At 66.4% G+C, this 25,392-nt stretch carries 28 protein-coding genes; 12 read left to right on the top strand and 16 right to left on the bottom strand.

Annotation, left to right across the window (positions count from 1 at the left end; translation table 11 throughout):
* Positions 1-35: 35 nt before the first annotated feature.
* Entirely contained in the window at positions 36-1,133 is a 1,098-nt protein-coding gene (locus tag G3T36_RS16120) for a dipeptidase (RefSeq protein WP_163290853.1), read from the bottom strand.
* A gap of 120 nt (positions 1,134-1,253) precedes the next feature.
* On the opposite strand from G3T36_RS16120, the gene G3T36_RS16115 reads away from it, so the two are divergent.
* Positions 1,254-1,751: a methylated-DNA--[protein]-cysteine S-methyltransferase gene (locus G3T36_RS16115; RefSeq protein ID WP_163290852.1), complete on the top strand. Its 498-nt coding sequence runs from the start codon at positions 1,254-1,256 to the stop codon at positions 1,749-1,751.
* Complete coding sequence (locus G3T36_RS16110) at positions 1,748-2,320, top strand: DNA-3-methyladenine glycosylase I (protein WP_163290851.1); 573 nt, start codon at positions 1,748-1,750, stop codon at positions 2,318-2,320. The genes G3T36_RS16115 and G3T36_RS16110 overlap by 4 nt, the downstream gene beginning before the upstream one ends.
* A 419-nt stretch (positions 2,321-2,739) precedes the next feature.
* Here the strand turns inward: G3T36_RS16110 and G3T36_RS16105 are convergent, their stop codons facing one another.
* The 13 genes from G3T36_RS16105 to G3T36_RS16045 form a co-directional block, all read right to left on the bottom strand.
* Complete coding sequence (locus tag G3T36_RS16105) at positions 2,740-3,525, bottom strand: peroxide stress protein YaaA (RefSeq protein WP_163290850.1); 786 nt, start codon at positions 3,523-3,525, stop codon at positions 2,740-2,742.
* Positions 3,525-4,100 (bottom strand): P-loop nucleotide/nucleoside kinase family protein, encoded by a 576-nt coding sequence (locus G3T36_RS16100; RefSeq protein WP_163290849.1) that lies wholly within the window; start codon positions 4,098-4,100, stop codon positions 3,525-3,527. The genes G3T36_RS16105 and G3T36_RS16100 overlap by 1 nt, the downstream gene beginning before the upstream one ends.
* A gap of 5 nt (positions 4,101-4,105) precedes the next feature.
* Positions 4,106-4,369, bottom strand: coding sequence for a F0F1 ATP synthase subunit epsilon (locus G3T36_RS16095; protein WP_163290848.1), 264 nt, complete (start codon positions 4,367-4,369; stop codon positions 4,106-4,108).
* Between the two features lie 2 nt (positions 4,370-4,371).
* Positions 4,372-5,841 (bottom strand): F0F1 ATP synthase subunit beta, encoded by a 1,470-nt coding sequence (gene atpD / locus G3T36_RS16090; protein WP_163290847.1) that lies wholly within the window; start codon positions 5,839-5,841, stop codon positions 4,372-4,374.
* 44 nt (positions 5,842-5,885) lie between these two features.
* Positions 5,886-6,788 carry a F0F1 ATP synthase subunit gamma gene (locus G3T36_RS16085; RefSeq protein ID WP_163290846.1) on the bottom strand — a complete coding sequence of 301 codons (903 nt, stop codon included), beginning with the start codon at positions 6,786-6,788 and terminating at the stop codon, positions 5,886-5,888.
* A gap of 65 nt (positions 6,789-6,853) precedes the next feature.
* Positions 6,854-8,491 (bottom strand): F0F1 ATP synthase subunit alpha, encoded by a 1,638-nt coding sequence (gene atpA, locus G3T36_RS16080; protein WP_163290845.1) that lies wholly within the window; start codon positions 8,489-8,491, stop codon positions 6,854-6,856.
* Between the two features lie 66 nt (positions 8,492-8,557).
* Positions 8,558-9,352 (bottom strand): F0F1 ATP synthase subunit delta, encoded by a 795-nt coding sequence (locus G3T36_RS16075; protein WP_163290844.1) that lies wholly within the window; start codon positions 9,350-9,352, stop codon positions 8,558-8,560.
* Positions 9,352-9,909, bottom strand: coding sequence for a F0F1 ATP synthase subunit B (locus tag G3T36_RS16070; protein WP_163290843.1), 558 nt, complete (start codon positions 9,907-9,909; stop codon positions 9,352-9,354). Before G3T36_RS16070 ends, G3T36_RS16075 begins: the two co-directional genes overlap by 1 nt.
* 32 nt (positions 9,910-9,941) lie before the next feature.
* The gene (gene atpE / locus G3T36_RS16065; RefSeq protein ID WP_163290842.1) at positions 9,942-10,163 is read right to left on the bottom strand and encodes a F0F1 ATP synthase subunit C; all 222 of its coding nucleotides are present in this window, start codon (positions 10,161-10,163) and stop codon (positions 9,942-9,944) included.
* 48 nt (positions 10,164-10,211) lie between these two features.
* Entirely contained in the window at positions 10,212-11,009 is a 798-nt protein-coding gene (gene atpB / locus G3T36_RS16060; protein WP_163290841.1) for a F0F1 ATP synthase subunit A, read from the bottom strand.
* A 156-nt stretch (positions 11,010-11,165) separates the two neighbouring features.
* Positions 11,166-11,648, bottom strand: coding sequence for a Cg1360 family ATP-synthase-associated protein (locus tag G3T36_RS16055; protein WP_163290840.1), 483 nt, complete (start codon positions 11,646-11,648; stop codon positions 11,166-11,168).
* A complete protein-coding gene (locus tag G3T36_RS16050; RefSeq protein ID WP_163290839.1) occupies positions 11,649-12,908 on the bottom strand; it encodes an MraY family glycosyltransferase in 1,260 nt (419 codons plus the stop codon).
* Positions 12,905-13,633, bottom strand: a complete 729-nt coding sequence (locus G3T36_RS16045) for an L-threonylcarbamoyladenylate synthase (protein WP_163290838.1) — start codon at positions 13,631-13,633, stop codon at positions 12,905-12,907. Before G3T36_RS16045 ends, G3T36_RS16050 begins: the two co-directional genes overlap by 4 nt.
* A 63-nt stretch (positions 13,634-13,696) precedes the next feature.
* Here G3T36_RS16045 and G3T36_RS16040 point away from each other — a divergent pair, with 63 nt between their 5' ends.
* The 8 genes from G3T36_RS16040 (at position 13,697) to G3T36_RS16005 (ending at position 21,521) form a co-directional block, all read left to right on the top strand.
* Positions 13,697-14,326, top strand: a complete 630-nt coding sequence (locus G3T36_RS16040) for an HAD-IA family hydrolase (RefSeq protein WP_163290837.1) — start codon at positions 13,697-13,699, stop codon at positions 14,324-14,326.
* A complete protein-coding gene (locus G3T36_RS16035) occupies positions 14,326-14,955 on the top strand; it encodes an HAD family hydrolase (RefSeq protein WP_163290836.1) in 630 nt (209 codons plus the stop codon). Before G3T36_RS16040 ends, G3T36_RS16035 begins: the two co-directional genes overlap by 1 nt.
* A gap of 107 nt (positions 14,956-15,062) precedes the next feature.
* Positions 15,063-16,112 carry a LacI family DNA-binding transcriptional regulator gene (locus tag G3T36_RS16030; protein WP_240148599.1) on the top strand — a complete coding sequence of 350 codons (1,050 nt, stop codon included), beginning with the start codon at positions 15,063-15,065 and terminating at the stop codon, positions 16,110-16,112.
* A 51-nt stretch (positions 16,113-16,163) separates the two neighbouring features.
* Positions 16,164-17,453: an ABC transporter substrate-binding protein gene (locus G3T36_RS16025; RefSeq protein ID WP_163290835.1), complete on the top strand. Its 1,290-nt coding sequence runs from the start codon at positions 16,164-16,166 to the stop codon at positions 17,451-17,453.
* Positions 17,454-17,458: 5 nt separating this feature from the next.
* Positions 17,459-18,439: a carbohydrate ABC transporter permease gene (locus G3T36_RS16020; RefSeq protein WP_163290834.1), complete on the top strand. Its 981-nt coding sequence runs from the start codon at positions 17,459-17,461 to the stop codon at positions 18,437-18,439.
* Positions 18,436-19,359 (top strand): carbohydrate ABC transporter permease, encoded by a 924-nt coding sequence (locus tag G3T36_RS16015; RefSeq protein ID WP_163290833.1) that lies wholly within the window; start codon positions 18,436-18,438, stop codon positions 19,357-19,359. The genes G3T36_RS16020 and G3T36_RS16015 overlap by 4 nt, the downstream gene beginning before the upstream one ends.
* 12 nt (positions 19,360-19,371) lie before the next feature.
* Positions 19,372-20,454 carry a glycoside hydrolase family 130 protein gene (locus G3T36_RS16010; RefSeq protein WP_163290832.1) on the top strand — a complete coding sequence of 361 codons (1,083 nt, stop codon included), beginning with the start codon at positions 19,372-19,374 and terminating at the stop codon, positions 20,452-20,454.
* Complete coding sequence (locus tag G3T36_RS16005) at positions 20,451-21,521, top strand: glycoside hydrolase family 130 protein (protein WP_163290831.1); 1,071 nt, start codon at positions 20,451-20,453, stop codon at positions 21,519-21,521. The genes G3T36_RS16010 and G3T36_RS16005 overlap by 4 nt, the downstream gene beginning before the upstream one ends.
* Before the next feature lie 16 nt (positions 21,522-21,537).
* On the opposite strand, the gene prmC is transcribed toward G3T36_RS16005, so the two are convergent.
* Entirely contained in the window at positions 21,538-22,419 is an 882-nt protein-coding gene (gene prmC / locus G3T36_RS16000) for a peptide chain release factor N(5)-glutamine methyltransferase (protein WP_163290830.1), read from the bottom strand.
* Positions 22,420-22,558: 139 nt separating this feature from the next.
* On the opposite strand from prmC, the gene cysK reads away from it, so the two are divergent.
* Both cysK and epsC read left to right on the top strand, forming a co-directional pair.
* Complete coding sequence (cysK, locus tag G3T36_RS15995; RefSeq protein WP_163290829.1) at positions 22,559-23,497, top strand: cysteine synthase A; 939 nt, start codon at positions 22,559-22,561, stop codon at positions 23,495-23,497.
* A 5-nt stretch (positions 23,498-23,502) separates the two neighbouring features.
* Positions 23,503-24,075 (top strand): serine O-acetyltransferase EpsC, encoded by a 573-nt coding sequence (gene epsC / locus G3T36_RS15990; RefSeq protein ID WP_163290828.1) that lies wholly within the window; start codon positions 23,503-23,505, stop codon positions 24,073-24,075.
* A gap of 159 nt (positions 24,076-24,234) precedes the next feature.
* On the opposite strand, the gene prfA is transcribed toward epsC, so the two are convergent.
* On the bottom strand, positions 24,235-25,314 hold the full coding sequence (gene prfA, locus G3T36_RS15985; protein WP_163290827.1) for a peptide chain release factor 1: 1,080 nt from the start codon (positions 25,312-25,314) through the stop codon (positions 24,235-24,237).
* Positions 25,315-25,392: the final 78 nt, after the last annotated feature.

Raw genomic sequence — 25,392 nt, 5'->3', positions numbered from 1 at the left:
CGCACGTTTCGCGCGAGTTTCCGACTCGCGGCGAATCAGAGTTCGAGTGCCGGGACGCCCAGGTGCGGTGCAGCGAAGGCGCCATCCGTCGCGCGCAGCACGCGCAGGATGTTCCCCCCTGTGAGAGCCGCGAGCTCGGATGCGCTCCAGCCGCGGCGAGCGAGCTCCGCGAGGAGCGCCGGGTACCCGTCTACGCCCTCCAGCCCCTCAGGGAACAGGTCGGTTCCGTCGAAGTCGCCGCCGAGGCCGACGTGCTCGAGGCCGGCCACGGTACGCGCGTGGTCGATGTGATCGGCGACATCGGCGATCGTGACGCGCGGTGGCGGGGCCGTCCTCGGCCCGTCCGCCCATTCGGCGAAGTCCTCCGACAGGAATTGCGGGACGAAGGTGATCATCACGACTCCCCCGTTCGCGGCGAGCCGGGCGAGCACGTCGTCGGGTACATTGCGCGGATGACCGGCGAGCGCCCTGCACGAACTGTGGCTGAAGATCACGGGAGCGGCCGTCGCATCGAGCGCGTCGTGCATGGTCGCCGCCGAGACATGGGACAGATCGACGAGGATGCCCAGCCGGTTGAGCTCGCGCACGTAGTCGCGACCACGCTCGGAGAGCCCTCCGAAGCGCGGTTCGTCGGTCGCCGAGTCGGCCCATTCCGTGTTGTGGACGTGAGTAAGCGTGAGATAGCGCACTCCGAGCCGCGCGAGCATCCGGAGAACGGCCGGCGAGTCGTTGATGGCGTGCGCCCCCTCGGCTCCGAGGAGGGACGCGATCCTGCCCGACCGGACGGCCGTTTCGATATCGTCTGCCGTGCGCGCGAGCGCGAATGCATCGGGATAGCGCGCGATCAGCCGGTAGACCCAGTCGATCTGCTCGAGCGTTCCCTGGACGGCGGCCGCACCCTCGAGCTCATCGGTGATGTAGACCGACCAGAACTGGGCGCCCACGCCGCCAGCGCGCAGCCTCGGGATGTCCGTGTCGGTGAAGAGAGGCTCGGAGAGCCCCTCGACCGAGTAGCCACGATTCTCGCGGCACTCCCAGGCCCAGTCGTTGTGCCCGTCGATCACGGGCGAGCTGCGGAGCACCTCGGAGACGATCGCAGGGATGGCGGAGGGGCTGTCATCGGTGATCGGCATCTGCCAAGGCTAACCGTTCGAATGCCTGCCTCCGGCGTTGTCCACACCCCCTGCAGGCGAGTTATCCCCAATGTCCGATTTCCGCGCGAACCTGTCACAGGGTCCGTCTACAGTCGAGACATGAGCACTTCATTCGCGTACCTGATCCGCACGGAAAGCCCCATCGGCCGGCTCGAGCTCACCAGCGACGGCGAAGCGATCACTTCGCTGTCCATCGAGCGCGACGGCCACCTCCCGCTCGAAGAGCATCCGGAGCGCACGACCCCTGTCCTCGACGAGGCCGTCCGGCAGCTGGGCGAATACTTCGCCGGCACCCGCAAAGACTTCGAGCTCCCGTTACGGCAGGACGGCACCGCGTTCCAGCGGAGTGTGTGGGATGCGCTGGGCCGGCTCGAGTACGGCCAGTTCACGTCGTACGGCGAGCTCGCAGCAGAGATCGGCCGGCCGGGATCCGGGCGGGCCATCGGCGGCGCCGTCGGCGCGAATCCCATCCCGATCATCGTCGGCTGCCATCGTGTTCTCTCCTCCACCGGGCGCATCACCGGCTACAGCGGGGGCGAGGGCATCCCGACCAAACTCTGGCTGCTCACCCATGAGGGGATCATGCTGGCCGCATGAGCGCGACCATCATCGGAGAAGACGGACGACAACGGTGCTCGTGGGCCGGCAGCGACCCGGAGTATCTGCGCTACCACGACGACGAGTGGGGGCGCGTCCAGCGCGATCCACGCGCACTGTACGAGAAGCTCTGCCTCGAAGGGTTCCAGGCAGGCTTGTCGTGGATCACGATCCTGCGGCGCCGGCCGGCGTTCCGCGAGGTGTTCTATGACTTCGAACCGGCGCGCGTCGCTGCGATGACGGAGGTCGACGTCGAGCGCCTGCTGCTCGATGAGCGCATCATCCGGCATCGCGGCAAGATCGAGGCGACGATCGCGAACGCGAAAGCGACTCTCGCTCTCGATGTCGGGCTCACGGAGCTGATGTGGGGCTTCGCCCCCGCACCGGGCCGCCCGCGCCCGGCGGACTTCAGCGAGGTCCCGGCCGTCACCGTGGAATCGACTGCGATGAGCAAGGAGCTCCGCCGACGTGGGTTCCGCTTCGTCGGCCCGACAACGATGTATGCCTTGATGCAGTCGACAGGAATGGTCGACGACCACGTGGTGGGCTGTTTCCGCGCGACCGTCTGAGCGAAGTCCGCGGGAACGCGAGGCCGACGAAGAGCGTCGGGCCGACGAAGGCTGCGGGAATCGCAAGCTTCGAACTCTCGCTCGTGAGATCACCTCCGCACGGCCCGACCGCAGGGCGGAGTCAGGGATCGTCACGCGTCCGAGCTGCTCGACTCCGGCGCGAGGGGATTCGCGCCCGTGCAACCGATGCGTCGGCCCGACAGATTGGCGGGGACCTCTGCTGCGACCGACCGTCGCTGATCGAGGGCCCACCCAGGCTGAGTGCTCCTCCTCTGTTTCGCATAGCCCGATACGAAGCTGTGATGAGCTTCACCTTAGGGTGAGCATATCTCACTTTTCTGGTGGACACCACCATGCCGACCTCGGAATCTCCGGACGGACCTTTCTCACGTTTTCGTAGTCTGAACAGCGATTGCTCGCTAACGCAGCGCCGCCATCAGACGGCCGGGCTCACCCGTCACCTGCGATACGGTCAGCTCCAATTCGCTGCCGTTCAGCCCAACGTCGTAACCTTCGGCTCTGGCCCAGTCCAGAAGCTGCTCGGCGTCAGCCAATTCGAGCCCGCTTGCGACGATGGCTCGCGCGAAGAGCCCTTTCGCCTGCTTGTTGAAATGGTTCAGCGCCCGCACACGTCCTTCCGCATCACGCCCGAGCACGCGCACGGTGACGGCTTCCTTTCCTGTCGGAAGAGGGCCGAGGGCCGCGTAGCCGTCAGAGCGGAGATCGACGATCACACCGGTCGTTCGTTCGAGTACCGTCGATACGGGCGCCGTCCAGCTCCGCTTGAGGGTCGTCCCGGGGACCCGCGAATCAAACGACAACCGGTAAGGCGGAATCGAGTCTCCCGCGGAGACGAGCCCGAACAACGCGGAGTGGATCGCAACCACGTCTTGTGTCCGCTCCCGCTCTGTCGGCGAGAGCGTCCCCACATCGAATGCATCGTAGAGCACGCCACTGTACAGCTCGATGGCCGGCATCGTCGGCGAACGCCGGAGCCTCCGGTTGCGGTCGACTTCGCCGTGCTGCTTGGGCCCCAGTTTCAGGGCACGGATGCTCGCCTCGCGATCCCGTGACAGTTCGGCCACCGAACGCAGCACCGCGCGCCGCGTCGGGGTGAGCGACGGAAACCGCAGGCTTCCCAGATCGAGCGTGCCGCCGGACCCGCCGTCGTTCTTCGTTTCCGACGGCGGCAGGAGGACGAGCACTACCCCTCCAGGAAGGCGAGCGCGGTCTCGACGTTCTCGCCGATGGTCGCGGTCGTGTCGACCGTGATGCGGGGAAGGGCTGCGCTCGCGCCCCTCCACTCGTCATACTCTTCGATGCTCTGCTCGACGGCGTGCCACGAGGTCTCATCGACGTGCGGCAGCCTGCGGATGCGTTTCTCGAGTCGAGCTTTGTGGAGGTCCTGGTCGCTGCAGACGACCTCGATCACGCGGAGTTTGACATCGGCGCGCGCGGCGAGATCGCGCCATTGGAGCCGCGCCGGCTCGACCGCGTTGACCGCGTCCACGATCACGGAATGCCCGGACAGCAGAGCCTGCTCGGCGATCGTCTCTGCCACCAGGTAGGCGGCGAGACCCGTCGGCTGGTCGGAGTCGATGCCCGCACTCAGGATCGCGGACTCGATCGGATCGACTGAGACGATCGCCGCCCCGAGCCGGGCGCCGATGATCTCGGCGATCGTTGACTTTCCCGCTCCGGGCAGACCCGCCATGGCGATGAGCACCGGTACGCGCACATCCCCGAACTGCCGGTCCACAGCCGCCCCCGCTTCGGCCATAACGCCTAGACCAGTTCCGCCTGGCGGGCGACGACCGTCACCGTATCGTTCTCAACGGAGAGGAACCCGTCATCGGCCTGGGCGGTCACGACGGACCCTCCGACCTGGGTGACGCGGACCTCTCCGGTCGCCAGCATCGCCAGCAGTGGCTCGTGCCCGGCGAGGATTCCGATCTGGCCCTCCACGGTACGGGCGACGACCATGGTCGCTTCGCCTGACCATACCTCGTGGTCGGCGGCGACAACGCTCACCTTCAGCGGCGAAGCCATGCTCAGCCGTTCTCCTTCTGGATCTGTGCCCACTTCTCTTCGACGTCGGAGATCGAGCCGACGTTGAAGAACGCCTGCTCGGCCACGTGGTCGTACTCACCCTTGGCGATCGCGTCGAACGACTCGATCGTGTCCTTCAGCGGGACGGTCGAACCCTCGACGCCTGTGAACTTCTTGGCCATGTAGGTGTTCTGCGAGAGGAACTGCTGGATGCGGCGCGCACGCGACACCGTGATCTTGTCTTCCTCGGAGAGCTCGTCGACACCGAGGATGGCGATGATCTCCTGCAGTTCCTTGTTCTTCTGGAGGATCTGCTTGACCGTGGTGGCGACGCGGTAGTGGTCCTCGCCCAGGTACCGGGGGTCGAGGATGCGGCTGGTCGAGGTCAGCGGGTCGACAGCCGGGTACAGTCCCTTCGAGGCGATCTCACGAGAGAGCTCGGTCGTCGCGTCGAGGTGCGCGAACGTGGTCGCGGGCGCCGGGTCGGTGTAGTCGTCCGCAGGGACGTAGATAGCCTGCAGCGACGTGATCGAGTGACCGCGGGTCGAGGTGATCCGCTCCTGGAGCACACCCATCTCGTCGGCGAGGTTCGGCTGGTAGCCCACCGCCGACGGCATGCGGCCGAGCAGCGTGGAGACCTCGGAGCCCGCCTGCGTGAAGCGGAAGATGTTGTCGATGAACAACAGGACGTCCTGCTTCTGCACGTCGCGGAAGTACTCCGCCATCGTCAGCGCGGACAGCGCGACGCGGAGACGCGTTCCCGGCGGCTCGTCCATCTGGCCGAACACGAGGGCGGTCTTGTCGAACACCCCGGCCTCTTCCATCTCGTGGATGAGGTCGTTGCCCTCACGGGTGCGCTCGCCGACACCGGCGAATACGGACACACCGCCGTGGTCCTGCGCGACGCGCTGGATCATCTCCTGGATGAGCACCGTCTTGCCGACGCCCGCACCACCGAACAGGCCGATCTTTCCACCCTGCACGTACGGCGTGAGGAGGTCGATGACCTTGATGCCGGTCTCGAAGAGCTGGGTCTTCGACTCGAGCTGGTCGAACTTCGGGGGTTCGCGGTGGATGCCCCAGCGCTCGGTGATCTCGATCTTCTCGCCCGGCTCGGCATTCAGCACGTCGCCGGTCACGTTGAAGACCTTGCCCTTGGTCACGTCGCCGACGGGGACCGTGATGGGACCGCCGGTGTCGCGCACCTCCTGGCCGCGGACGAGACCGTCGGTCGGCTTCAGCGCGATCGCTCGGACGAGGTCGTCGCCGAGGTGCTGTGCGACCTCGAGCGTGATCTCATGCGACGTCCCGCCCATGGCGATTGTCGTCTTGAGGGCGTTGTAGATGCCGGGGATCGAGTCGTGCGGGAACTCGATGTCGACGACGGGGCCGGTGACGCGGGCGACGCGCCCAGTGGCGCCTTCGGCCTGCACCGGCGCGGTCTGCGTCTCGTCGGTTGCGATCGTTGTCATTGTCTTCTCTTCTCGTTCTACGTCAAACGTGGTTCGTGACCGGATTATTTGTCGGAGGTGGCCAGCGCATCGGCGCCACCGACGATCTCGGAAATCTGCTGGGTGATCTCGGACTGTCGCGCGTTGTTCGCCAGACGCGTGTAGTCGCGGATGAGCTTGTCGGCATTGTCGCTCGCAGCCTTCATCGCCTTCTGGGTCGCGGCGTGCTTCGATGCGGCCGACTGGAGCATGGCGTTGAAGATACGGCTCTCGAGGTAGACCGGCAGCAGCGAGTCCAGCACCGTCTCGACGTCGGGCTCGAACTCGTAGAGCGGGAGCACCTCTCCGTCGCTGGGCTCCTCGACGCCCTCGACAACCTCGAGGGGCAGCAGGCGCACGATCTCGGGTACCTGGGTGAGCATGCTGACGAAGCGGTTGTAGATGATGTGGATCTCGTCGACCCCGCCGTCGGAGGCGTCACGGAGGAACGACTCGAGGATGGCGTCGCTGATCTCCTTGGCCGTCTCGAACTCCGGTGCGTCGGTTCCACCGGTCCACACGCGTTCGAAAGAGCGCCGGCGGAAACTGAAGTAACCGGCCGCCTTGCGCCCGACAAGGAAGTACACGACATCCTTGCCCTGGCTCCGCAGGAGTTCGGCGAGTTGCTCGGACTCCTTGAGCACGTTGGAGTTGAACGCGCCGGCGAGTCCGCGGTCGGAGGAGAAGATGACGATCGCCGCGCGTTCGATCTTCTCCGGCTCGGTGGTCAGAACGTGCTCGACATTCGAGTACGTCGCGACCGCCGACACGGCGCGCGTGATGGCGCGCGCGTACGGCGTGGACGCCGCCACCCTCGCCTGCGCCTTCTGGATGCGTGAGGCGGAGATCAGCTCCATGGCCCGAGTGATCTTCTTGGTCGTCTGGGCAGACTTGATCTTCTGCCGGTAGACCCGAAGTTGCGCTCCCATGTCTCCTACTTACCTAACTTGTCGATGCGTCTCGTGCGTGTCGTCAATGCGTTTCGCGCGGCGCGTCAGCGCTTCGCCTTGACGATGCGCTCCTGGTTGACGTCTTCTTCGGCACTGGCTTCGAACTTCTCGCTGCCGACCGACGCGAGCGGCTTGCCCTCGCCCGTCTGGAACTCGAGCTTGAACCTGTCGACCTCTGCCTCGAGCTTGTCGACGGTCTCGTCGGAGAGCACGTTGGTCTCGCGCAGCACGTCGAGCACATCGGTGTTGCGTCGCAGGTGGTCGAGCAGCTCGGATTCGAAGCGCAGGATGTCCTCGACCGGAACCTCGTCGAGCTTTCCGTTCGTTCCGGCCCAGATCGAGACGACCTGCTCCTCGACGGGGAACGGCGAGTACTGCGGCTGCTTGAGCAGTTCGGTCAGGCGGGCACCACGGGCGAGCTGGCGACGGCTCGCAGCGTCGAGGTCGGATGCGAACATCGCGAACGCCTCGAGCGAACGGTACTGTGCGAGCTCGAGCTTCAGCGTGCCCGAGACCTTCTTGATCGACTTGACCTGGGCATCGCCACCGACGCGCGACACCGAGATGCCGACGTCGACGGCCGGACGCTGGTTCGCGTTGAACAGGTCGGACTGGAGGAAGATCTGGCCGTCGGTGATCGAGATCACGTTGGTCGGGATGTAAGCCGAGACGTCGTTCGCCTTCGTCTCGATGATCGGCAGTCCGGTCATCGACCCCGCGCCGAGCTCGTCGGAGAGCTTGGCACAACGCTCCAGCAGACGGGAGTGCAGGTAGAAGACGTCACCAGGGTAGGCCTCGCGTCCCGGCGGACGACGGAGAAGAAGCGAGACGGCACGGTAGGCCTCGGCCTGCTTCGACAGGTCGTCGAAGATGATGAGGACGTGCTTGCCCGCGTACATCCAGTGCTGGCCGATCGCCGAACCGGTGTACGGGGCCAGGTACTTGAAGCCGGCCGGGTCTGAGGCGGGAGCCGCGACGATGGTGGTGTACTCCATCGCGCCGGCGTCCTCGAGTGCACCCTTCACACCCGCGATCGTCGAGCCCTTCTGGCCGATCGCGACGTAGATGCAGCGAACCTGCTTGTTCTCGTCGCCGGACTCCCAGTTGGCCTTCTGGTTGATGATCGTGTCGATCGCGATCGCGGTCTTGCCGGTCTGGCGGTCGCCGATGATCAGCTGACGCTGTCCACGACCGATGGGGATCATCGCATCGATTGCCTTGATGCCGGTCTGGAGCGGTTCGTGCACGCTCTTGCGCTGCATGACGCCGGGCGCCTGGAGCTCCAGCTCGCGGCGGCCTTCCGATGCGACCTCGCCGAGACCGTCGATCGGGTTGCCCAGTGGGTCGACCACGCGACCGAGGTAGCCGTCGCCGACGGGCACCGAGAGGACTTCACCGGTGCGCGTCACTTCCATGCCTTCGACGATGCCGTCGAACTCACCGAGGATAACGACGCCGATCTCGTTCTCGTCGAGGTTCTGGGCGAGGCCCGAGACGCCGTTCGAGAAGCGGATGAGCTCATTCGCCATCACGCCGGGGAGCCCCTCGACGTGCGCGATGCCGTCAGACGCGTCGATGACGTGGCCGATCTCGGTGGCGTCGGCCCGGTTCGGCTCGTATGCCGAGACGAAGTCCTTGAGCGCGTCCCTGATCTCGTCGGGGCTGATCGTTAGTTCTGCCATCTTTGTTCCCTATCTATGCGGGACACGTCGTCCCAGATGCCTGTTGAGGTGGTCGACCCGTCGGGGTCAGCCCACCAGCTGAAGTCGTAGATCGCTGATCCGGCGCGCGATGCTTCCATCGATCACATCATCGCCGACCTGCACCCGCACCCCACCGATCACGGCGGCGTCGACGATTTCGTTGATCTTGAGGCGCACGCCGTACTTCGCGGAGAGCGCGGCCCGCAGCTGCTCGAGCTGCGCGGCCGGAAGCGCATGGGCGCTGGTCACCGTCGCGATGGAGTGCCCGGACTGGTCGGCCACGATCCGGGCGGCTTCACGAAGTGCCTCGCGGATGCTGCGGCCACGCGACTGCAGCACGATCTGGCGGATGATCGCCGAGGTCTGCGGTGAGGCCTTTCCGGCAAGGAGCCGGTCGACGAGTGCGGCCTTCTCCGTCGGGTCGGCGAGCTTGCTGCGCAGGGCGAGTTCCAGGTCAGCACTGGAGATCACGGCGCCTCCGAATGTGAACAGCTCGCCTTCGATGTCCGTCCCGGCAGGCGCGGACATCGCGATACTCCGGATGCCCAGCTCTTCGATCGCAGCGAGTACGTCCCTCTGGCGCGACCACCGCTGCGCGGCGATCGTGGACAGAAGGGAGACGGCGCCGGGCGACAGCTGTGCGAAGACACGCTTCACGAGTTCCGCCTTGCCCTGCGGGTCGGCGGAAGGATCGCTGACGACCGCACGCAGCTGGGCGGAGTCGGCGACGACTCGTCCTGCGGCGAACAGGTCTTCAGCCGTCGCCAGATCGGCCTTGGCGCCGAGTTCGGCGAGTGCCGACACAGCGTTGGCCAATGCTTCTCTGGTGGCGCTTCCCATTACGAGCCCGATCCTGCCTTCGCTTCACTGGCCTCGAGGTCGGCGAGGAAGCGGTCGACGATGGCCTGCGCCTTCTCGTCGTCGCTCAGGACTTCTCCGACCACACTGGAAGCCAGGTCGATCGCGAGCGATCCGACCTCGCCACGCAGCGAGACGACCGCCGCCTGGCGCTCCGCCTCGATCTGGGCCTGAGCGGTGGCAGTGATGCGCGCCGCCTCGGCGGACGCCTGCTCCTTCAGCTCGGCCAGGATCTTCTGGCCGTCGGTGCGAGCCTGCTCGCGGATCTTCGCTGCCTCGGCACGCGCATCCGCCAGCTGCTCGGTGTACTCCTCGAGGAGCGCCTCCGCCTTGTGCTGGGCCTCGTCGGCCTTCGCGATGTTGCCTTCGATGGCCTCCGCACGCTCATCGAGCAGCTTCTTCATACGCGGAAGCACGAGCTTCCAGAAGAAGAACAGGATGATGGCGAAGCAGATCAGCGATCCGACGATGTCGTACCACGCGGGGATGAGCGGGTTGATCGTCTCCCCCGTTGCGGCCCTAACCACACCGTTGAGCATCGTTCCTCCTTACTGAAGAAAGATAAAGAGGATTAGACGAAGATGAAGCCGACGGCGATACCGATGAACGCCAGCGCCTCGGTGAACGCGATACCGATGTACATCAGGACCTGGAGGCGGCCGGCGAGCTCAGGCTGGCGCGCAACGCCCTCGATGGTCTTGCCGACGACGATGCCGACGCCGATCGCGGGGCCGATGGCGGCGAGACCGTATCCGACGGTGGCAATGTTGCCGGAGATAGCAGCGATGTCCACGTTATGTGTTTCCTTCCGTGATGTGAGCTGTGCGGGCGCGCAGCTCGATTAGTGTTCCTCGGCGACTGCGAGCTGGATGTAGACAGCCGTGAGCAGTGCGAAGACGTAAGCCTGGAGGACTGCCACCAGGATCTCGAACAGTGTGAAAGCGAAGCCGAAGGCGAAGGTGCCGATTCCGAAGAGCGACCACCAGCTGCCCGCGGTGAAGAGGAAGAACGCCGTCGCGCTGAAGAACAGGACGAGGAGGAGGTGCCCGACGACCATGTTCATGAGAAGTCGGAGCGTGAGGGTGATCGGCCGCAGGATGAACGTCGAGACGAACTCGATCGGAGTCACGAGGATGTAGAGGAACCACGGAACACCGGGCGGGAAGAGCGAGTTGCGGAAGAAGTTGCCCGGGCTCTTCTTGACGCCGGCGTAGATGAAGCAGATGTAGGCGACGATCGCCAGGACGAGGGGCACGCCGATGACGGACGTGCCGGCGATGTTCAGGAACGGGATGATGCCCGTCAGGTTCATGAACAGCACCATGAAGAAGATGGACGTGAGGATCGGCAGGAAGCGCGTGCCGTCCTTCTTGCCCAGGAGGTCTTCGGCGATGTTGACGCGCACGAAGTCGAGACCCATCTCGACGATGCTCTGCCCGCGGCCCGGGATGAGCTTCATCCGGCGGGTGCCGAGCCAGAAGACCAGGAGGATCGCGATGACGGCGACGAAGCGCACCAGCATGACGCGGTTGACTTCGAAGCTGCCGATGGAAAAGACGGCCGGTGGGAAGAACTCATCGATCGACGGACCATGGAAGCTACCATCGTCGGTAGTCGTGGTCTGGACCAGCAGGTTCACAGCGTTAGCTAACAGCGCTATCTCCTGTTTCGGGGCGTCGAGCTAGGCTCTCGCGACGACGAACATGTGGCACCCGGGATTTCCACGAAATCCGTGGAGCGGGTGGGGGGAATCTTCGATAACTCTACAAGAGTTTCGCTGAGGTAACGAATCGAATCATGCTTTAGGGTTCTCCCCCGGCAGCGTGACATCGCTGGCGTACGGCATCCGCGAGCGGAACACGACCAGCACGTCCACGACCAGCGATCCGAGCACCCCGGCGATGAGGCTGAGGAACATCACCGTCGGGTTGATCCAGGGCTGGCCCTTGAGCGCGAACGCCAGGATGATGAACAGGACGAACTTGAGCAGCCACCCCCCGAGGACGATCCCGAAGAACGCCCCGACGAAGATGTCGGAGCCCGAGAACCGGTTCGCGAGCAGGATGCTCGCAGCGGTGATGCCGAGGAAGACCACGGCCATCGCCGTGCCGATCAGGGCGCTCGCCACGCCGATCCAGCCGGCGAAGATGTAACCGACGATCGCTCCGACGACCGCGATCCCGATGGCGAGGATCCCGCCCCACTTCAGCACGTTGCGGAGCACGGGCTCCGACGACGGCACCGGGCGGGCCGGCTTCGGGTTCTGGTTGTCGGTCACTTACAGCTCCTTGGTGGTGGCGGCCGGTGTCGTCACGGGCGTGTCGGTGTCGATCGGAAGGTCGTCGGATGCCCGGTCGAGCGGGTCGTACACGGCGACCTCGTCGGCCTCTGCGGATCCGGCCGGGGTCAGCTCTGCCGCGGCTTCGGCGATCTTGCGCCTGCTCAGCGGCGCGAAGGTGAACGCCGCGCACACCACGAGACCGATCGCGATGAAGACGATCGCCATCCAGTACGGCTGGAAGAAGAACAGCAGGCAGCCGACGGAGAGGACGGTCGTCCACGCGTAGAAGATCAGCACGGCATGCAGGTGCGAATGGCCCATGTCGAGCAGGCGGTGGTGCAGGTGCTTGCGGTCGGCGCTGAACGGCGACTTGCCCGCACGCAGGCGCCGGACGACAGCCAGCCCGAAGTCGAGCAGGGGCACGATGAGCACGGCGAACGGCAGGATGATCGGGATGAACGCCGGCACAAGCGCGGAGCGGCCCAGCGTCGGAAGGGTCTCCGGGTTGATGTTGCCGGTGACGGAGATCGCGGAGGTCGCCATCAGGAGGCCCACCAGGAGCGCTCCGGCGTCGCCCATGAACATCTTCGCCGGGTGCCAGTTGAGCGGGAGGAACCCCGCACACGCCCCGACGAGGATCGCCGCGATGACGCCGCCCAGGCTGAAGTAGTTGGTCGGGTTGATCTCGCGCTGCAGCAGGTAGGTGTAGATGAGGAACGTGCCGTTGGCGATCAGGGCCACGCCCGCGACGAGGCCGTCGAGCCCATCGATGAAGTTGATCGCGTTCATCACCAGGACGATCGCGAACAGGGTGATCACGATGCTCATCAGGGGCGAGCCGACGGTGATCCCGCCGATGGGCAGCGAGTAGATCTGCACGCCGAGCCACGCCACGAGCCCTGCCGCGACGAACTGGCCGGCAAGTTTGGTCATCCAGTCGAGGTCCCACACATCGTCGGCGACACCGATCGCGACGATGAGCACGGATGCCGCGAGGATCGCCAGGATGGGACCCGGATCGGCGAAGATCAGCCGGAGGATCGGGAACTGGCTCGACAGCAGGTAGGCGGAGCCGAAGGCGACGACGATGCCGAGGAACATCGCGATCCCGCCGAGGCGCGGGGTCGGCCGGGTGTGCACGTCGCGGGCACGGATCTTCGGATAGAGCCGGTACTTGAGGCTGAGCCGGTAGACGACCAGCGACATCACGAAGGTGATGACGGCCGAGATCAGCGCGAGAGCGAGGTAGAGGGTCACGTCGTCGTCTCACCCGCCGGGGCCTCGCCCCGATCGGTCGCCCTCGGTTCGAGCTGATCGCCGACGACCGCGCGGAGGCGCTCTTCACTGATGACGCCGTGCCGGAGGATGCGCAAGGGGCCAACGCCCGCTGCCAGCGCCGTCGCGTCGACGATCGTCGACGACGAGTCGGCTCCCCCGTCGTTCTCGTAACCCGCCCCCGCCTCGCCGCCGTCGAGATAGACCGAGACGGAGTCGCCGAGCATCCTCTCGGCGTCCGCTGCGGTGCGCGCGGAGGGCCGACCGGTGAGGTTGGCCGATGAGACGGCGAGGGGCCCGGTCTCGGAGAGCAGTTCGAGCGCGATCGTGTCGCTGGGCATCCGGAGAGCCACCGTGCCACGGGTCTCGCCCAGGTCCCACGCGAGGGACGGCTGCGCTGGCACCACGATCGTGAGTCCACCCGGCCAGAACTCGGCGACGAGGTCGCGCACCGCCTGCGGGACGGACTGCGCCAGGGCATCGAGCGTCGGGATGCCGGGGATGAGCACCGGCGGCGGCGACTGGCGGCCGCGGCCCTTGGCATCCAGCAGACGTTGCACGGCAGCGGGGTCGAAGGCGTCGGCGGCGACGCCGTACACCGTATCGGTGGGGATGACGACCAGCTCGCCGCGGCCGATCGCCGCGCGTGCGAGTCTCATGCCGGTGAGAAGTTCGGAGTCGACCGAGCAGTCGTAGATGGGAGCCATGTCGGCACCAATGATAGTTGAGGGCGGCCCGCACACCCTGAGTACTGGGCGATACTTGACGCGATGGATGTCTACTTCTTCGACTGCGACAAGACGTTGTACGACTACGACTTCCACAAGCGGCTTCCGATGCTTGCGGAGCTCACCGGAGTCAGCCAGTACCGGCTGGCATCCCGGTGGTGGGCAGGCGGCTTCGAACGCGCTGCGGAGATCGGCGAGTACCGGACCAGCGAGGAGTACCTGGCCGCGTTCGCCGAGGTGACCGGCGCATCCCTCACGCTCGGGCAGTGGCAACAGGCGCGCAAGGCGGCCATGACGCCCATCGCCGGCGCGATCGACGCCCTCCACGAGGCCGCCACGCTCGGCACCGTCTCGCTCCTGTCGAACAATCCGATCCCGTTCAGGGACTCGCTGCCCGTGCTGACGCCCGAGATCGTGGATGCGCTCCAGGGCAACGACCTCATCTCGGCGGTCCTCGGTGCCCGCAAGCCCGAGCGGCGCATCTACACGCGTGCACTCGGCCGGTTCGGGGTGCCCCCGGAGGATGCGATCCTCTTCGACGACTCGGCCGCGAACGTCGCCGGAGCGCGAGAGGTGGGGATGCACGCGTTCCAGCTCCGCCGTGGCCCGGACGGCTTCGACACCGAAGGCCTCACCGAGGCGATGCGCGCCTTCGCCGGGCGGGACCGCTGATGCTGTTCATCTTCGACATGGACAACGTGCTCTACGAGTACGACTGGCGGCACCGGATGGCCGCGATGACCGAACTGACCGGCCTCGACCTCGACCAGCTCCGTGAGCGCTGGTGGAACGACGAAGGCGAATGGGCCGCCGAGGCCGGCGCCTACTCGACGGCCGACGACTACCTCCAGGCCCTTCGATCCGCGCTCGGCTTCCCGGTCAGCGAGGAGGACTGGGTGCGGGTGCGGGCCGCCGCCATGACCCCGTGGCACGACTCGCTCGCGGCGGTGAAGCGCGCCTCCGAACTGGGTACGATCACGCTGCTGACGAACAACGGTGCCATGACGGCGAAACATCTCCACGCCCTCGCTCCCGACCTGGTGCCACTGTTCGGCGCGGACCATCTGTTCACCTCGTCGGAGTACGGCGCGCGCAAGCCCGATCCGACGGTGTTCCGCCGTGTTCTCGCGCGCTACGACGCTGAACCGTCGGAGACGTTCTTCGCCGACGACATGGCGCAGAATGTCGCCGGCGCCGAGTCGATCGGCATCACGGGGCACCTGTTCAGCACTCCGGAGGCGCTCGCCGAGGCGATCGAGGACTTCGCGGCTTCCCAGCTCGGACGCCCCCGCACCAGCTGAGCGCGCGCCGCCCGATGCACCATCGGCAGCGCAGATCAAGGGGTTGACATCATCTCTAAACCGGTTTAGCGTCACATTCAGATGAACTAAACCGGTTTAGTCCGGGTTTGGCCGAGACCATCGAAGGAGATGACGAGGTGGCGCTGCAACCGACGATCAACGATGTCGCCCGCGCCGCCGGCGTCAGCAAGGGTCTCGTATCGCTCGCACTCAACGACCGCGCCGGGGTCGCCCCCGACACTCGTGCGCGCATCCTCGAAGCGGCCGAAGAGCTGGGATGGCACCCCAACCCGAGCGCGCGCGGACTCACCAGCAGGAGGGCATACGCCCTCGGGCTCATCGTGCGGCGCGACCCGAGCATCATCGAAGCCGACCCCTTCTTCTCCGCCTTCATCGCCGGCGTCGAGACCGTCCTCGCCGACCGTGGCCAGGTCCTCGTGCTGAGTGTGGTTCCCGACGTCGAGAGCGAGGCCAAGGCATACACCCGCCTGGCGCACGACAAGCGCGTCGACGGCTTCCTCATCACCGACCTGCTCGCCGACGATCACCGCATCCACCTCATCGAAGGGCTCGGGATGCACGCCGTCACGCTCGGTGAACCCAACGTCGACAGCACTTTCCCGGTGGTCACCCGCGACTACGACAAGGGCATCGCGGCGCTGGCCGACCACCTCATGGAACTCGGCCACCGTCGCATCGCGCATGTCTCCGGCGACGAACGGATGCTGCACGGGCGCCTCCGCCGGGAGCAGTTCGAGCGCTCGATGAGCGACGCAGGACTGCAGGCCGTCGTCGTGCCGACGGACTTCTCGCCCGAGCAGGGCGCTGCGGCGACCGAAGCGCTCCTCGACTCGGCAGAGCCTCCGACGGCCATCATCTATGGAAACGACCCGATGGCCATCGCCGGGATGTCCGTGGCGCACCGGCGTGGCCTCCGCGTTCCCGGCGACCTCTCGGTCACGGGACTCGACGGATCCCAGATCGGAACCTACGTGTATCCGTCACTGACCACCCTCAGGAACGACCCGACCGAATGGGGTCTCGCTGCGGCGAGCTCGCTCTTGCGGCTCATCGAGGAAGGCGCCTCCGACGACGTCGCCCTTCCACCCGCAGAACTCGTGGTGCGCGCTTCCACGGCGCCACCCGCCCGCCCGTGACCGCATGCGATTCATCGGGCATCGCACCAAGTAGATAAAGGAAAGCACACAATGCAACGACGCAGAATCCTGATCAGCATGATCACGGCGGCCGCCCTGGGCGTCTCGCTCGCCGCATGCAGCAGCAGCGGAGGAGGCGCAACCGACGCGATGAAGGCCAAAGGCCCGATCACGATCTGGTACTCCAACAACGCCCAGGAAGTCCAGTGGGGCAAGTCGATGGTCTCCTCCTGGAACTCGGCACACCCGAAGGAGCAGATCAAGGCACAGGAAGTCCCCGCCGGCAAGAGCACGGAAGAGGTCATCACGGCCGCGATCACCGCGGGCACCACTCCGTGCCTCGTGTTCAACAACCTTCCGGCGGCGACCGGTCAGTTCCAGAAGCAGGGCGGCCTCGTCGACCTCTCGAAGTTCAGTGACGGCAAGTCGTACATCGAGTCGCGCAGCGGTAGCGCTGCGGCGCAGTACAAGTCGCCCAACGGCGACTACTACCAGATGCCGTGGAAGTCGAACCCTGTGATGATCTTCTTCAACAAGGCGATCTTCGAGAAGGCCGGCCTCGGCGACAACCCCGACCTCTCGACCTACGACAAGTTCCTTGCCGCAGCGAAGAAGGTCGTCTCGAGCGGCGCGGCGAAGTACGCGATCTACCCGTCGCCGACCAGCGAGTTCTTCCAGCCGAACTTCGACTTCCTCCCGCTGTACGCCGCCGAGACCGGCGGCAAGGGCATGATCGAGAACGGCAAGTCGACACTCACCAGCCCGGAGGCCACCACGGTCGCCAACTTCTGGAAGTCGATCTACAGCCAGGGCCTCGCCGGCAAGGAGCAGTACCAGGGCGACGCGTTCGCCGACGGCAAGTCGGCCATGGCCATCGTCGGCCCGTGGGCCATCGCCTACTACGGCGACAAGGTCAAGTGGGGCTCCGTCCCGGTTCCGACCAAGGACGGCGTCTCGGCTGACAAGACCTACACCTTCCCTGACGCGAAGAACATCGGGATGTACACCTCGTGCAAGAACCAGGGCACCGCATGGGACGTCCTCAAGTTCGCGACGAGCAAGGACCAGGACGGCAAGCTCCTGGACGTGACCGGCCAGATGCCGATCCGCGACCAGCTGCAGTCCACCTACGCGAGCTACTTCGATTCCCACCCCGCCTACAAGGAGTTCGGCGCCCAGGCGGCGCGCACGGTCGACGACCCGTCGGGTCCGAACACCGTGGCCCAGATGCAGGCGCTGCGTGACGCCTACACGAAGTCCGTGATCTCGGGCAGCGGCAGCGTCGAGGACGCCTTCAAGGCGGCTTCGGACAAGATCGACCAGCTGCAGACACAGAAGTAGCTGCCATGGCCGACACCAGCACCACCCCGGCGGCAGGAGGGCTTGCACAGCCTCCCGCCGCCGGGCGGCCGGGCCGGGCTCCCGGCCGCCGGAACAAGCCCCTGCGCGTCCGCGTCTTCGGACGCAATCCGCTCGGATGGCTGTTCAGCGCGCCCTACCTGATCTTCGTCTTCATCGTCTTCGCCTTCCCCCTGGGGTTCGCTCTGTACATGTCGTTCTTCGACTATTTCTTCGCGGCGCCGGGAGCGGTGGTCGACCGCCCCTTCGTCGGCTTCGACAACTACGTGCAGGTGTTCACCGATCCAGCGATCCTCCAGTCGTTCGCCAACGTGGGGATCTTCCTGATCATCAATGTCCCGCTCACGGTCGTGCTCTCGCTCGTCCTTGCAAGCGGCCTGAACAGCGTCAAGCGGTTCCGCAGCTTCCTTCGGGTCAGCTACTACGTGCCATACGTCACGGCAAGCGTCGCGATCATCGGGGTGTGGCTGTTCCTGTTCAGCGGAGACGGGCTCGTGAACCACATCCTCGGCCCGCTCGCTCCGAACCCGACGTGGTTCATCAATCCGACGCTGGCGATGCCGTCGATCGCGATCTACGTGACGTGGAAAGAGCTCGGCTTCTACATCCTGCTCTACCTCGCCGCACTCCAGAACGTGCCGACGGAGCTGTACGAGTCCGCTGCAACCGATGGGGCGGGGCGCATCCGCTCGTTCTTCTCCGTCACGGTCCCCGGAGTGCGTTCGGCGACGGTACTCGTGCTGCTCCTGGCGACCGTCACGGGGGCGAACCTCTTCACCGAGCCCTACCTGCTGACGGGCGGCGGAGGTCCGAATGGAGCATCGTCGTCGCCGGTGTTCCTCATGTACCAGCAGGGCATCGAGCAGGGCCATCCTGGCTTCGCCTCGGCAATCGGCATCGTGCTGGTCATCGGGGTCCTCATCATCGCATTCCTGCAGAACCGATTCGCTGGAGGACGGGAATCATGACCTCGATCAGACCCGCGGTGGGTGCCACTCCCCCCGTACTCAAGAAGCCCCGCCGTCGGCGGCGTGACCTCGGATCGGCCAGAAGCCTCACTCGAGGCCAGGCGATCCTGCAAGGCGCCGTGCTGGCCATCGGTGCCCTCGCCTTCCTGTTCCCCTTCTATTACATGCTCATCGGCTCGTTCCAGGCCGCGCCCGACACCACAGTGGCGGGAGCCTTCCCCAATCCCGCGAACCTGACGTTCCATAACTACGTGGCGATCAACTCGCGGATCAGCCTCCTGAGCGGGCTCGTCAGTTCGGGCATCTTCACCGGCGGGGTCCTGCTCTGCACGGTCGTGTTCGGCGTTCTCGTCGGCTACGCGCTCTCGATCCTGAGGTGGCGCGGGCGAGGGACGACCTTCGCGCTCGCCCTGCTGGTGCAGGTCGTACCGTTCCAGCTGCTGATGATCCCGCTCTACGTGCTCATCGCACGCAACTACGGGCTGGCCGACAACTACCTGGGCATGATCCTGCCCTTCGCGATCAACTCGACGGCGGTGCTGATCTTCCGGCAGTACTTCCTCCAGATACCGAATGAGCTCTTCGACGCCGCCCGGATCGACGGCGCTGGCGAACTGGCCGTGCTCTGGCGCATAGCGCTGCCGCTGGTGAGGCCGGCGCTCGTCACGGTCATCCTGCTGACGTTCATCGGGCCGTGGAACGAATTCCTCTGGCCGTTCCTCATCACCAAGGAGGCAAGCATGCAGCCGCTCGCCGTGTCCCTGGCGAACTACCTGAGTACGGTCGCGGCATCCACCACGAACCCCTTCGGATCGATCCTCGCCGGTGCCGTCGTGCTCGCTGCGCCCGTCGTGATCCTGTTCATCGCAGGCCAGCGCTACTTCATCTCGACGGACATCGGTTCGTCGGTCAAGGGCTAGGAGGCCCTACACATGCAGACTGCCGACACCAGCGCGCTCCGAGACAGCTACCGGGCGGCCCTCGAGCACACGAACGCCCTGACCGACCGGATCTCCACCGATCAGTTCTCTGCTCACTACGACGAGCGGCCCGAGTGGGCGATCGGCCCGTTCGCGCGTGACGAATCGCTGACCTTCGAGCTCGCCGGGCAGTGGGACGACCCGACCGGGATCGGCTGGACGAGCGACTCGATCTTCAATCCGACGATGATCGCCCGCGGCGACGAACTGCACCTCTTCTACCGAGCCTCGCCTCGCAAGGAATCGACTTCCAGCCGGATCGGGCATGCCGTCCATCGGCCCGGAGTGGGCTGGACGGATGACCCGGCGAACCCGGTGATCTACCCGACCTTCGAGAACGAGACCCTCGGCTGCGAGGACCCGAAGGTCTACGCGGTCGACGGCCGTTACGTGATGTTCTACAACGGCATCCGTTCGATCGCCGGGTCTCCCGACCGCGAGACGTATCCGTCACCGGACTATCCGCTCGGGGACGTCGGATGCGACATCATGGTCGCCGTCTCGGACGACCTGGTCACCTGGGAGAAGCGCGGACTGGCGGTGCCGTACGAGGTGTCGCGCCTCTGGGCGAAGGGGGCGGTCATCCCCCGCAACGGAGCGGGCGAAGCGGTGAAGATCGGCGGCGAGTACCTGATGTTCCTGTCGGAGGGATGCGGCGGAGTGCCGACAGTCGGACGATCGACCGACCTGCTCGAGTGGCGTTTCGAGCGTCAGCCCTACCTCGACCTCGGCGAACTGGGCGGCTCGCTCTACGAGGTCGCCTGCGCCGTCGTCGGAGCGCACGCCGAGGACGACCTGGTGCTCGACTTCTTCTACAGCGACGCCGACGGAGAGTTCGCCGCGGCCCAGGCCCACTACTCGACGACCGCCCCGTTCACCCAGCTCGCGATCAACCGCGGCGGGTCGCTGGCATGGGGCGGGCTGCTTCAGCTGGATGGCGACTGGGCGTTCCCTCAGGGCTGGGACGCCCGGCCGAACACCCGCGAGATCTTCATCTATCGAACTGCACCGAACGAAGGAACCACGACCGCATGAGCACCCCAGACGAATTCCCCTACTTCCTCGAGCGTGTCGGCGTCGTGATGACGCCCGAAGACGGCAATCCTCTCGAGGCGGAGGGTGTGCTGAACCCGGCGAGTGGTCGGGGACCCGACGGCGAGCTCTACCTGCTGCCGCGCCTCGTCGCCGACGGCAACGTGTCGCGCGTGGGGCTTGCGAAGGTGAACGTCGTCGACGGCGTGCCCGTCAGCGTCACGCGCGAGGGTGTCGTCCTCGAACCGGAACGCGAGTGGGAGAAGGGCGCGAACAACTCCGGAGTCGAGGACCCGCGCATCACGACCATTCCGGCGCTCGGTCTGCACGTCATGACCTATGTCGCGTTCGGACCGCTCGGCCCGCGCACCGCGGTCGCCGTCTCCGATGACCTGCGCACCTGGCGTCGTCTCGGTCCCGTCACCTTCGAGTACGACGACGAGCTCGGCGTCGACCTCGGGCTGTACCACAACAAGGACACCGTGTTCTTTCCGGAGCCGGTCATCGCGCCCGACGGTGTCGAGAGTCTCGCTGTGCTCCATCGCCCGGTCTGGGAGCTCGGCGAGGTGCGCCCCGGCGAAGGAAACCGGCCTCCGGAGAACATCCCCGATCCGCGTCCGAGCATCTGGATCGCGTTCATCCCGCTCGCCGCGGTGGGCGACGACATCCGTGAACTCGCACGCTGGCGGGGAAACCGGTTCCTCGCCGGCCCCGAGTTCGACTTCGAGGAGCTCAAGATCGGCGGCGGCCCGGCCCCTCGCCGGGTCCCGGAAGGCTGGCTGCTGCTGCACCACGGCGTCACGGGTGTCATCGTGAACTCGATGGCCCAGCAGCAGAACGTCAACTACGCCGCGGCCGCGATGATCCTCGACGGCGACGAGCCGTGGCGGGTCATCGACCGCACATCGGCTCCTCTGCTGTCCGCCGAGACCGAGGACGAGCGTTCCGGCACCGTACCGAACGTGGTGTTCCCCACCGCTATCGAAGCGGTCGACGGCGTCGACTACGTCTTCTACGGCATGGCCGATTCGAAGATCGGGGTTGCTCGGCTCAGCCGTCGGGCCGGCTGAGCCGAGCATCCACGCCTCAGCGGATGGCGGTGGTCGCGCGATCCCGCGTGGTGAAGTCGCGGTGCGTGGCCGGCGCCCGCCAACCATCCGCTGCCAGCAGCGCACGGATCTCGGCACCTTGCAGTTCGCCGTGCTCGATCACCAGCGTGCCGCCGGGATGCAGGAGGCGGAGGGCCGTGCGTGAGACGGCACGCACCACATCCAGACCGTCGGCGCCGCCGTAGAGCGCGCGCTCCGGGTCGAACAGGCGCACCTCCGGATCCCGGGGGATGGCGTCCGCCGGGATATACGGCGGATTCGAGATCACGACGTCGACGGTTCCGTCGAGCTCCGGGAGGGCATCCGCGAGATCGACGAAGACGACGCGCGCGTTCGAAGCGCCCGACTCGTCGACATTGCGTCGTGCCCAAATGAACGCCTCGGGGGAATTCTCGACGGCGATGATCCGCGCATGCGGCACCTCCGTGGCCATTGCGAGCGCGATCGCACCGCTTCCTGTGCCGAGGTCGACACCGATGGGCTCCGCCGACGCGACCGCGCGGAGTGCGTCGATGGCGAACTGGGCGACCTGCTCCGTCTCCGGGCGGGGCACGAAGACGCCCGGCCCGACGGCGAGCTCCAGCGACCGGAACGGAGCACGCCCGGTGATGTGCTGGAGGGGTTCGCGGGTCGCGCGGCGGTCGGCGAGCGCGAGCACCGCATCCCGAACGGAGTCGTCGACGGTCGCGTCCATCGCGACGAGCGCCTGGACGCGGCCCCGTCCCTCCCCGACGACATGCCCGATCAGAAGCTCGGCGTCGACGTCGGGGTCGGGAACGCCGGCGCGGTCGAGGGTGCCCACGACCTGGTCGCGCAGGGACCGGAACGTGGCCGGGTGGTGGTCGGGAGCAGTCGTCATCGCCCGTCGAGCCTATCTTCTGCGAGTCGACGTCAGGCACCGGTCACGATCACACTCCGTCACACAAGCGCCGCACACGGGGCGGATGATTAGGCTGGTGGAGCCCACGATCCACCCGTCTGCCACAAGGAAGAGGCCCATGTCCGGTCACATCTACGCCAACGTCGCCGAAACAGTCGGAAACACCCCGCTGGTCCGGCTCAACCGCATCACCGACGGCGCGGACGCCACCGTGCTCGTGAAACTCGAATTCGCCAACCCCGCGGGAAGCGTCAAAGACCGGATCGGGGTGTCGATCATCGACGCGGCAGAGGCATCCGGTGAGCTGAAGCCGGGCGGGACCATCGTCGAAGGCACGAGCGGCAACACGGGAATCGCCCTGGCCATGGTCGGCGCGGCCCGCGGCTACAAGGTGATCCTCACCATGCCCGAGACGATGAGCAAGGAGCGCCGCGTCCTGCTGCGCGCACTGGGCGCGGACATCGTGCTCACGCCCGGCCCCGACGGGATGCGCGGAGCCGTCGAGAAGGCACAGGAGATCGTCGCGAACACCGAGAACGCGATCTGGGCGAAGCAATTCGCCAACGAAGCCAACCCGGCCATCCACCGCGCGACGACCGCCGAGGAGATCTGGGCCGACACCGACGGCGGCGTCGACATCTTCGTATCCGGTATCGGAACGGGAGGCACGATCACCGGCGTCGGCCAGGTTCTCAAGGAGCGCAAGCCCGGTGTGAAGATCGTGGCGGTCGAGCCGATCGACTCCCCCATCCTGAGCGGCGGCAAGCCGGGACCGCACAAGATCCAGGGCATCGGCGCGAACTTCGTGCCCGAGATCCTCGACACCACGGTCTACGACGAGGTCGTCGACGTCACGTTCGACGATTCGATCGCGGTCGCCAAGCGCCTTGCCAGCGAGGAGGGAATCCTCGCCGGCATCTCGTCCGGAGCGATCGTCTGGGCCGCCCTCGAACAGGCGAAGCGCCCTGAGAACGCGGGCAAGACGATCGTCGCGATCGTCGCAGACACCGGCGAGCGCTACATTTCGACGGCACTCTGGGCGGATCTGGTCGACTAGTCCCGATGGCCGTCATCTCCCGACTCCGCGAAGACATCGCCAATGCGCGCAGGCACGACCCGGCTGCGCGCAGCGGAGGTGAGATCTTCGTCGTGTACTCGGGGCTGCACGCGATCTGGGCGTATCGGTTGTCGCACCGACTCTGGCTGGCGGGTGCACGCACCGTGGCGCGCATCCTGTCGCAGTTCACGCGCTTCCTCACCGGGGTCGAGATCCACCCGGGCGCGACGATCGGCCGCCGCTTCTTCATCGACCACGGCATGGGTGTCGTGATCGGTGAGACGGCGGAGATCGGCGACGACGTGATGCTGTACCACGGGGTGACCCTGGGCGGGAAGGGACGCGGGCACGGCAAACGTCATCCGACGATCGGCGACGGGGTGACCGTCGGCGCCGGCGCCAAAGTTCTCGGAGCGATCACTCTCGGCGCACACAGCGTCGTCGGCGCGAATGCGGTCGTCGTCCACGACGCCCCGCCGAATTCGCTGCTCGTCGGCGTGCCGGCGACCGCGCGCCCGCGCACCGGCACCGAGCAGATCCCGGGCGACACCTGGATCGACCCCGGCATCTACATCTGACCCGTCACTCCCGCGGGGGTCCTCATCCCGGCCGGGCCTCGCGGCCCGCGCCGATTGGTCGCCAATATTCTGGCAACCGATCGCCTTGCGGCAGTACCTTCTGGCGACCAATCCCCTCGGGGCGCTCGGCCCGAGCACGCTCGTGGCTACGACGCGCGGTCAGACCTCGGCGCCGAGGTCGGCGAGGCGCGACTCCTCGTCGGCGGCGATGCACGACTCGATGACCGGGTCGAGCGCGCCGTTCATGACCGCATCCAGGTTGTAGGCCTTGTAGCCTGTGCGGTGGTCGGCGATCCGGTTCTCCGGGAAGTTGTAAGTCCGGATGCGCTCCGAGCGGTCCATCGTACGGATCTGGCTCTTCCGCACGGCCGACGCTGCGGCATCGAGTTCCTCCTGCTGCCGCGCGAGGACGCGCGCCCGCAACACTCGCATCCCCGCCTCGCGGTTCTGCAGCTGGCTCTTCTCGTTCTGCATCGCGACGACGATGCCGGTCGGGAGGTGGGTGATGCGCACCGCCGAGTCGGTCGTGTTCACCGACTGGCCGCCAGGGCCGCTCGACCGGTAGACGTCGATCTTGAGGTCGTTCGGGTTGATCTCGACCTCTTCGGGCTCGTCCACCTCGGGGAAGACGAGGACGCCCGCGGCCGACGTGTGGATGCGCCCCTGCGACTCCGTCGCCGGAACACGCTGCACCCGGTGCACGCCGCCCTCGTATTTGAGGTGCGCCCACACGCCCTGGGCGGGGTCGCTCGAGTTGCCTTTGATGGCGAGCTGCACGTCTTTGATCCCGCCGAGGTCGCTCGAAGTCTGTTCGAGGATCTCCGTCTTCCACTTCTTCGACTCGGCGTAGTGGAGGTACATGCGGAGGAGGTCGGCTGCGAAGAGCGCCGATTCCGCACCGCCCTCACCCATCTTGATCTCCATGATGACGTCGCGGCCGTCGTTCTCGTCGCGGGGAATCAGGAGGCGCCGGAGCTTCTCGCTCGAGTCGTCGAGCTGCTCTTCGAGCTCGGGGATCTCGGCGGCGAACGCCTCGTCCTCAGCGCCGAGTTCGCGCGCGGCCGCGAGATCGTCTTCGAGCTGCTTCCACTGGTGGTAGGCGGCGACGATCCGGCTGAGTTCGGCATAGCGGCGGTTGACGCGCTTGGAGCGCACCGGATCACTGTGCAGGTCGGGGTCGGCGAGCTGCTCCTGCAGGTCGTCGTGCTCAGCGAGCAGACTGTTCACCGACTCGAACATCTCTTCATCTCCCTCGGCAGCCAGTCGCTGCCTTCATTCTTCTCGCGGTGCACATCCGGCACCAATGGAAAAGTGCCC

Origin of the sequence: Leifsonia tongyongensis (genome assembly GCF_010686705.1) — a bacterium.
Lineage (GTDB): Bacteria > Actinomycetota > Actinomycetes > Actinomycetales > Microbacteriaceae > Diaminobutyricibacter > Diaminobutyricibacter tongyongensis.
This window is presented reverse-complemented; position numbering and strand designations above follow the sequence as displayed.

Bases quoted from the DNA above. Each gene is read 5' to 3' on its own strand.
- G3T36_RS16120 (WP_163290853.1), bottom strand. From the start codon at position 1,133: ATGCCGATCACCGATGACAGCCCCTCCGCCATCCCTGCGATCGTCTCC.
- G3T36_RS16115 (WP_163290852.1), top strand. From the start codon at position 1,254: ATGAGCACTTCATTCGCGTACCTGATCCGCACGGAAAGCCCCATCGGC.
- G3T36_RS16110 (WP_163290851.1), top strand. From the start codon at position 1,748: ATGAGCGCGACCATCATCGGAGAAGACGGACGACAACGGTGCTCGTGG.
- G3T36_RS16100 (WP_163290849.1), bottom strand. From the start codon at position 4,100: ATGGCCGAAGCGGGGGCGGCTGTGGACCGGCAGTTCGGGGATGTGCGC.
- G3T36_RS16095 (WP_163290848.1), bottom strand. From the start codon at position 4,369: ATGGCTTCGCCGCTGAAGGTGAGCGTTGTCGCCGCCGACCACGAGGTA.
- atpD (WP_163290847.1), bottom strand. From the start codon at position 5,841: ATGACAACGATCGCAACCGACGAGACGCAGACCGCGCCGGTGCAGGCC.
- G3T36_RS16085 (WP_163290846.1), bottom strand. From the start codon at position 6,788: ATGGGAGCGCAACTTCGGGTCTACCGGCAGAAGATCAAGTCTGCCCAG.
- atpA (WP_163290845.1), bottom strand. From the start codon at position 8,491: ATGGCAGAACTAACGATCAGCCCCGACGAGATCAGGGACGCGCTCAAG.
- G3T36_RS16075 (WP_163290844.1), bottom strand. From the start codon at position 9,352: ATGGGAAGCGCCACCAGAGAAGCATTGGCCAACGCTGTGTCGGCACTC.
- G3T36_RS16070 (WP_163290843.1), bottom strand. From the start codon at position 9,909: ATGCTCAACGGTGTGGTTAGGGCCGCAACGGGGGAGACGATCAACCCG.
- G3T36_RS16045 (WP_163290838.1), bottom strand. From the start codon at position 13,633: ATGGCTCCCATCTACGACTGCTCGGTCGACTCCGAACTTCTCACCGGC.
- G3T36_RS16040 (WP_163290837.1), top strand. From the start codon at position 13,697: ATGGATGTCTACTTCTTCGACTGCGACAAGACGTTGTACGACTACGAC.
- G3T36_RS16035 (WP_163290836.1), top strand. From the start codon at position 14,326: ATGCTGTTCATCTTCGACATGGACAACGTGCTCTACGAGTACGACTGG.
- G3T36_RS16025 (WP_163290835.1), top strand. From the start codon at position 16,164: ATGCAACGACGCAGAATCCTGATCAGCATGATCACGGCGGCCGCCCTG.
- G3T36_RS16020 (WP_163290834.1), top strand. From the start codon at position 17,459: ATGGCCGACACCAGCACCACCCCGGCGGCAGGAGGGCTTGCACAGCCT.
- G3T36_RS16015 (WP_163290833.1), top strand. From the start codon at position 18,436: ATGACCTCGATCAGACCCGCGGTGGGTGCCACTCCCCCCGTACTCAAG.
- G3T36_RS16010 (WP_163290832.1), top strand. From the start codon at position 19,372: ATGCAGACTGCCGACACCAGCGCGCTCCGAGACAGCTACCGGGCGGCC.
- G3T36_RS16005 (WP_163290831.1), top strand. From the start codon at position 20,451: ATGAGCACCCCAGACGAATTCCCCTACTTCCTCGAGCGTGTCGGCGTC.
- prmC (WP_163290830.1), bottom strand. From the start codon at position 22,419: ATGACGACTGCTCCCGACCACCACCCGGCCACGTTCCGGTCCCTGCGC.
- cysK (WP_163290829.1), top strand. From the start codon at position 22,559: ATGTCCGGTCACATCTACGCCAACGTCGCCGAAACAGTCGGAAACACC.
- epsC (WP_163290828.1), top strand. From the start codon at position 23,503: ATGGCCGTCATCTCCCGACTCCGCGAAGACATCGCCAATGCGCGCAGG.
- prfA (WP_163290827.1), bottom strand. From the start codon at position 25,314: ATGTTCGAGTCGGTGAACAGTCTGCTCGCTGAGCACGACGACCTGCAG.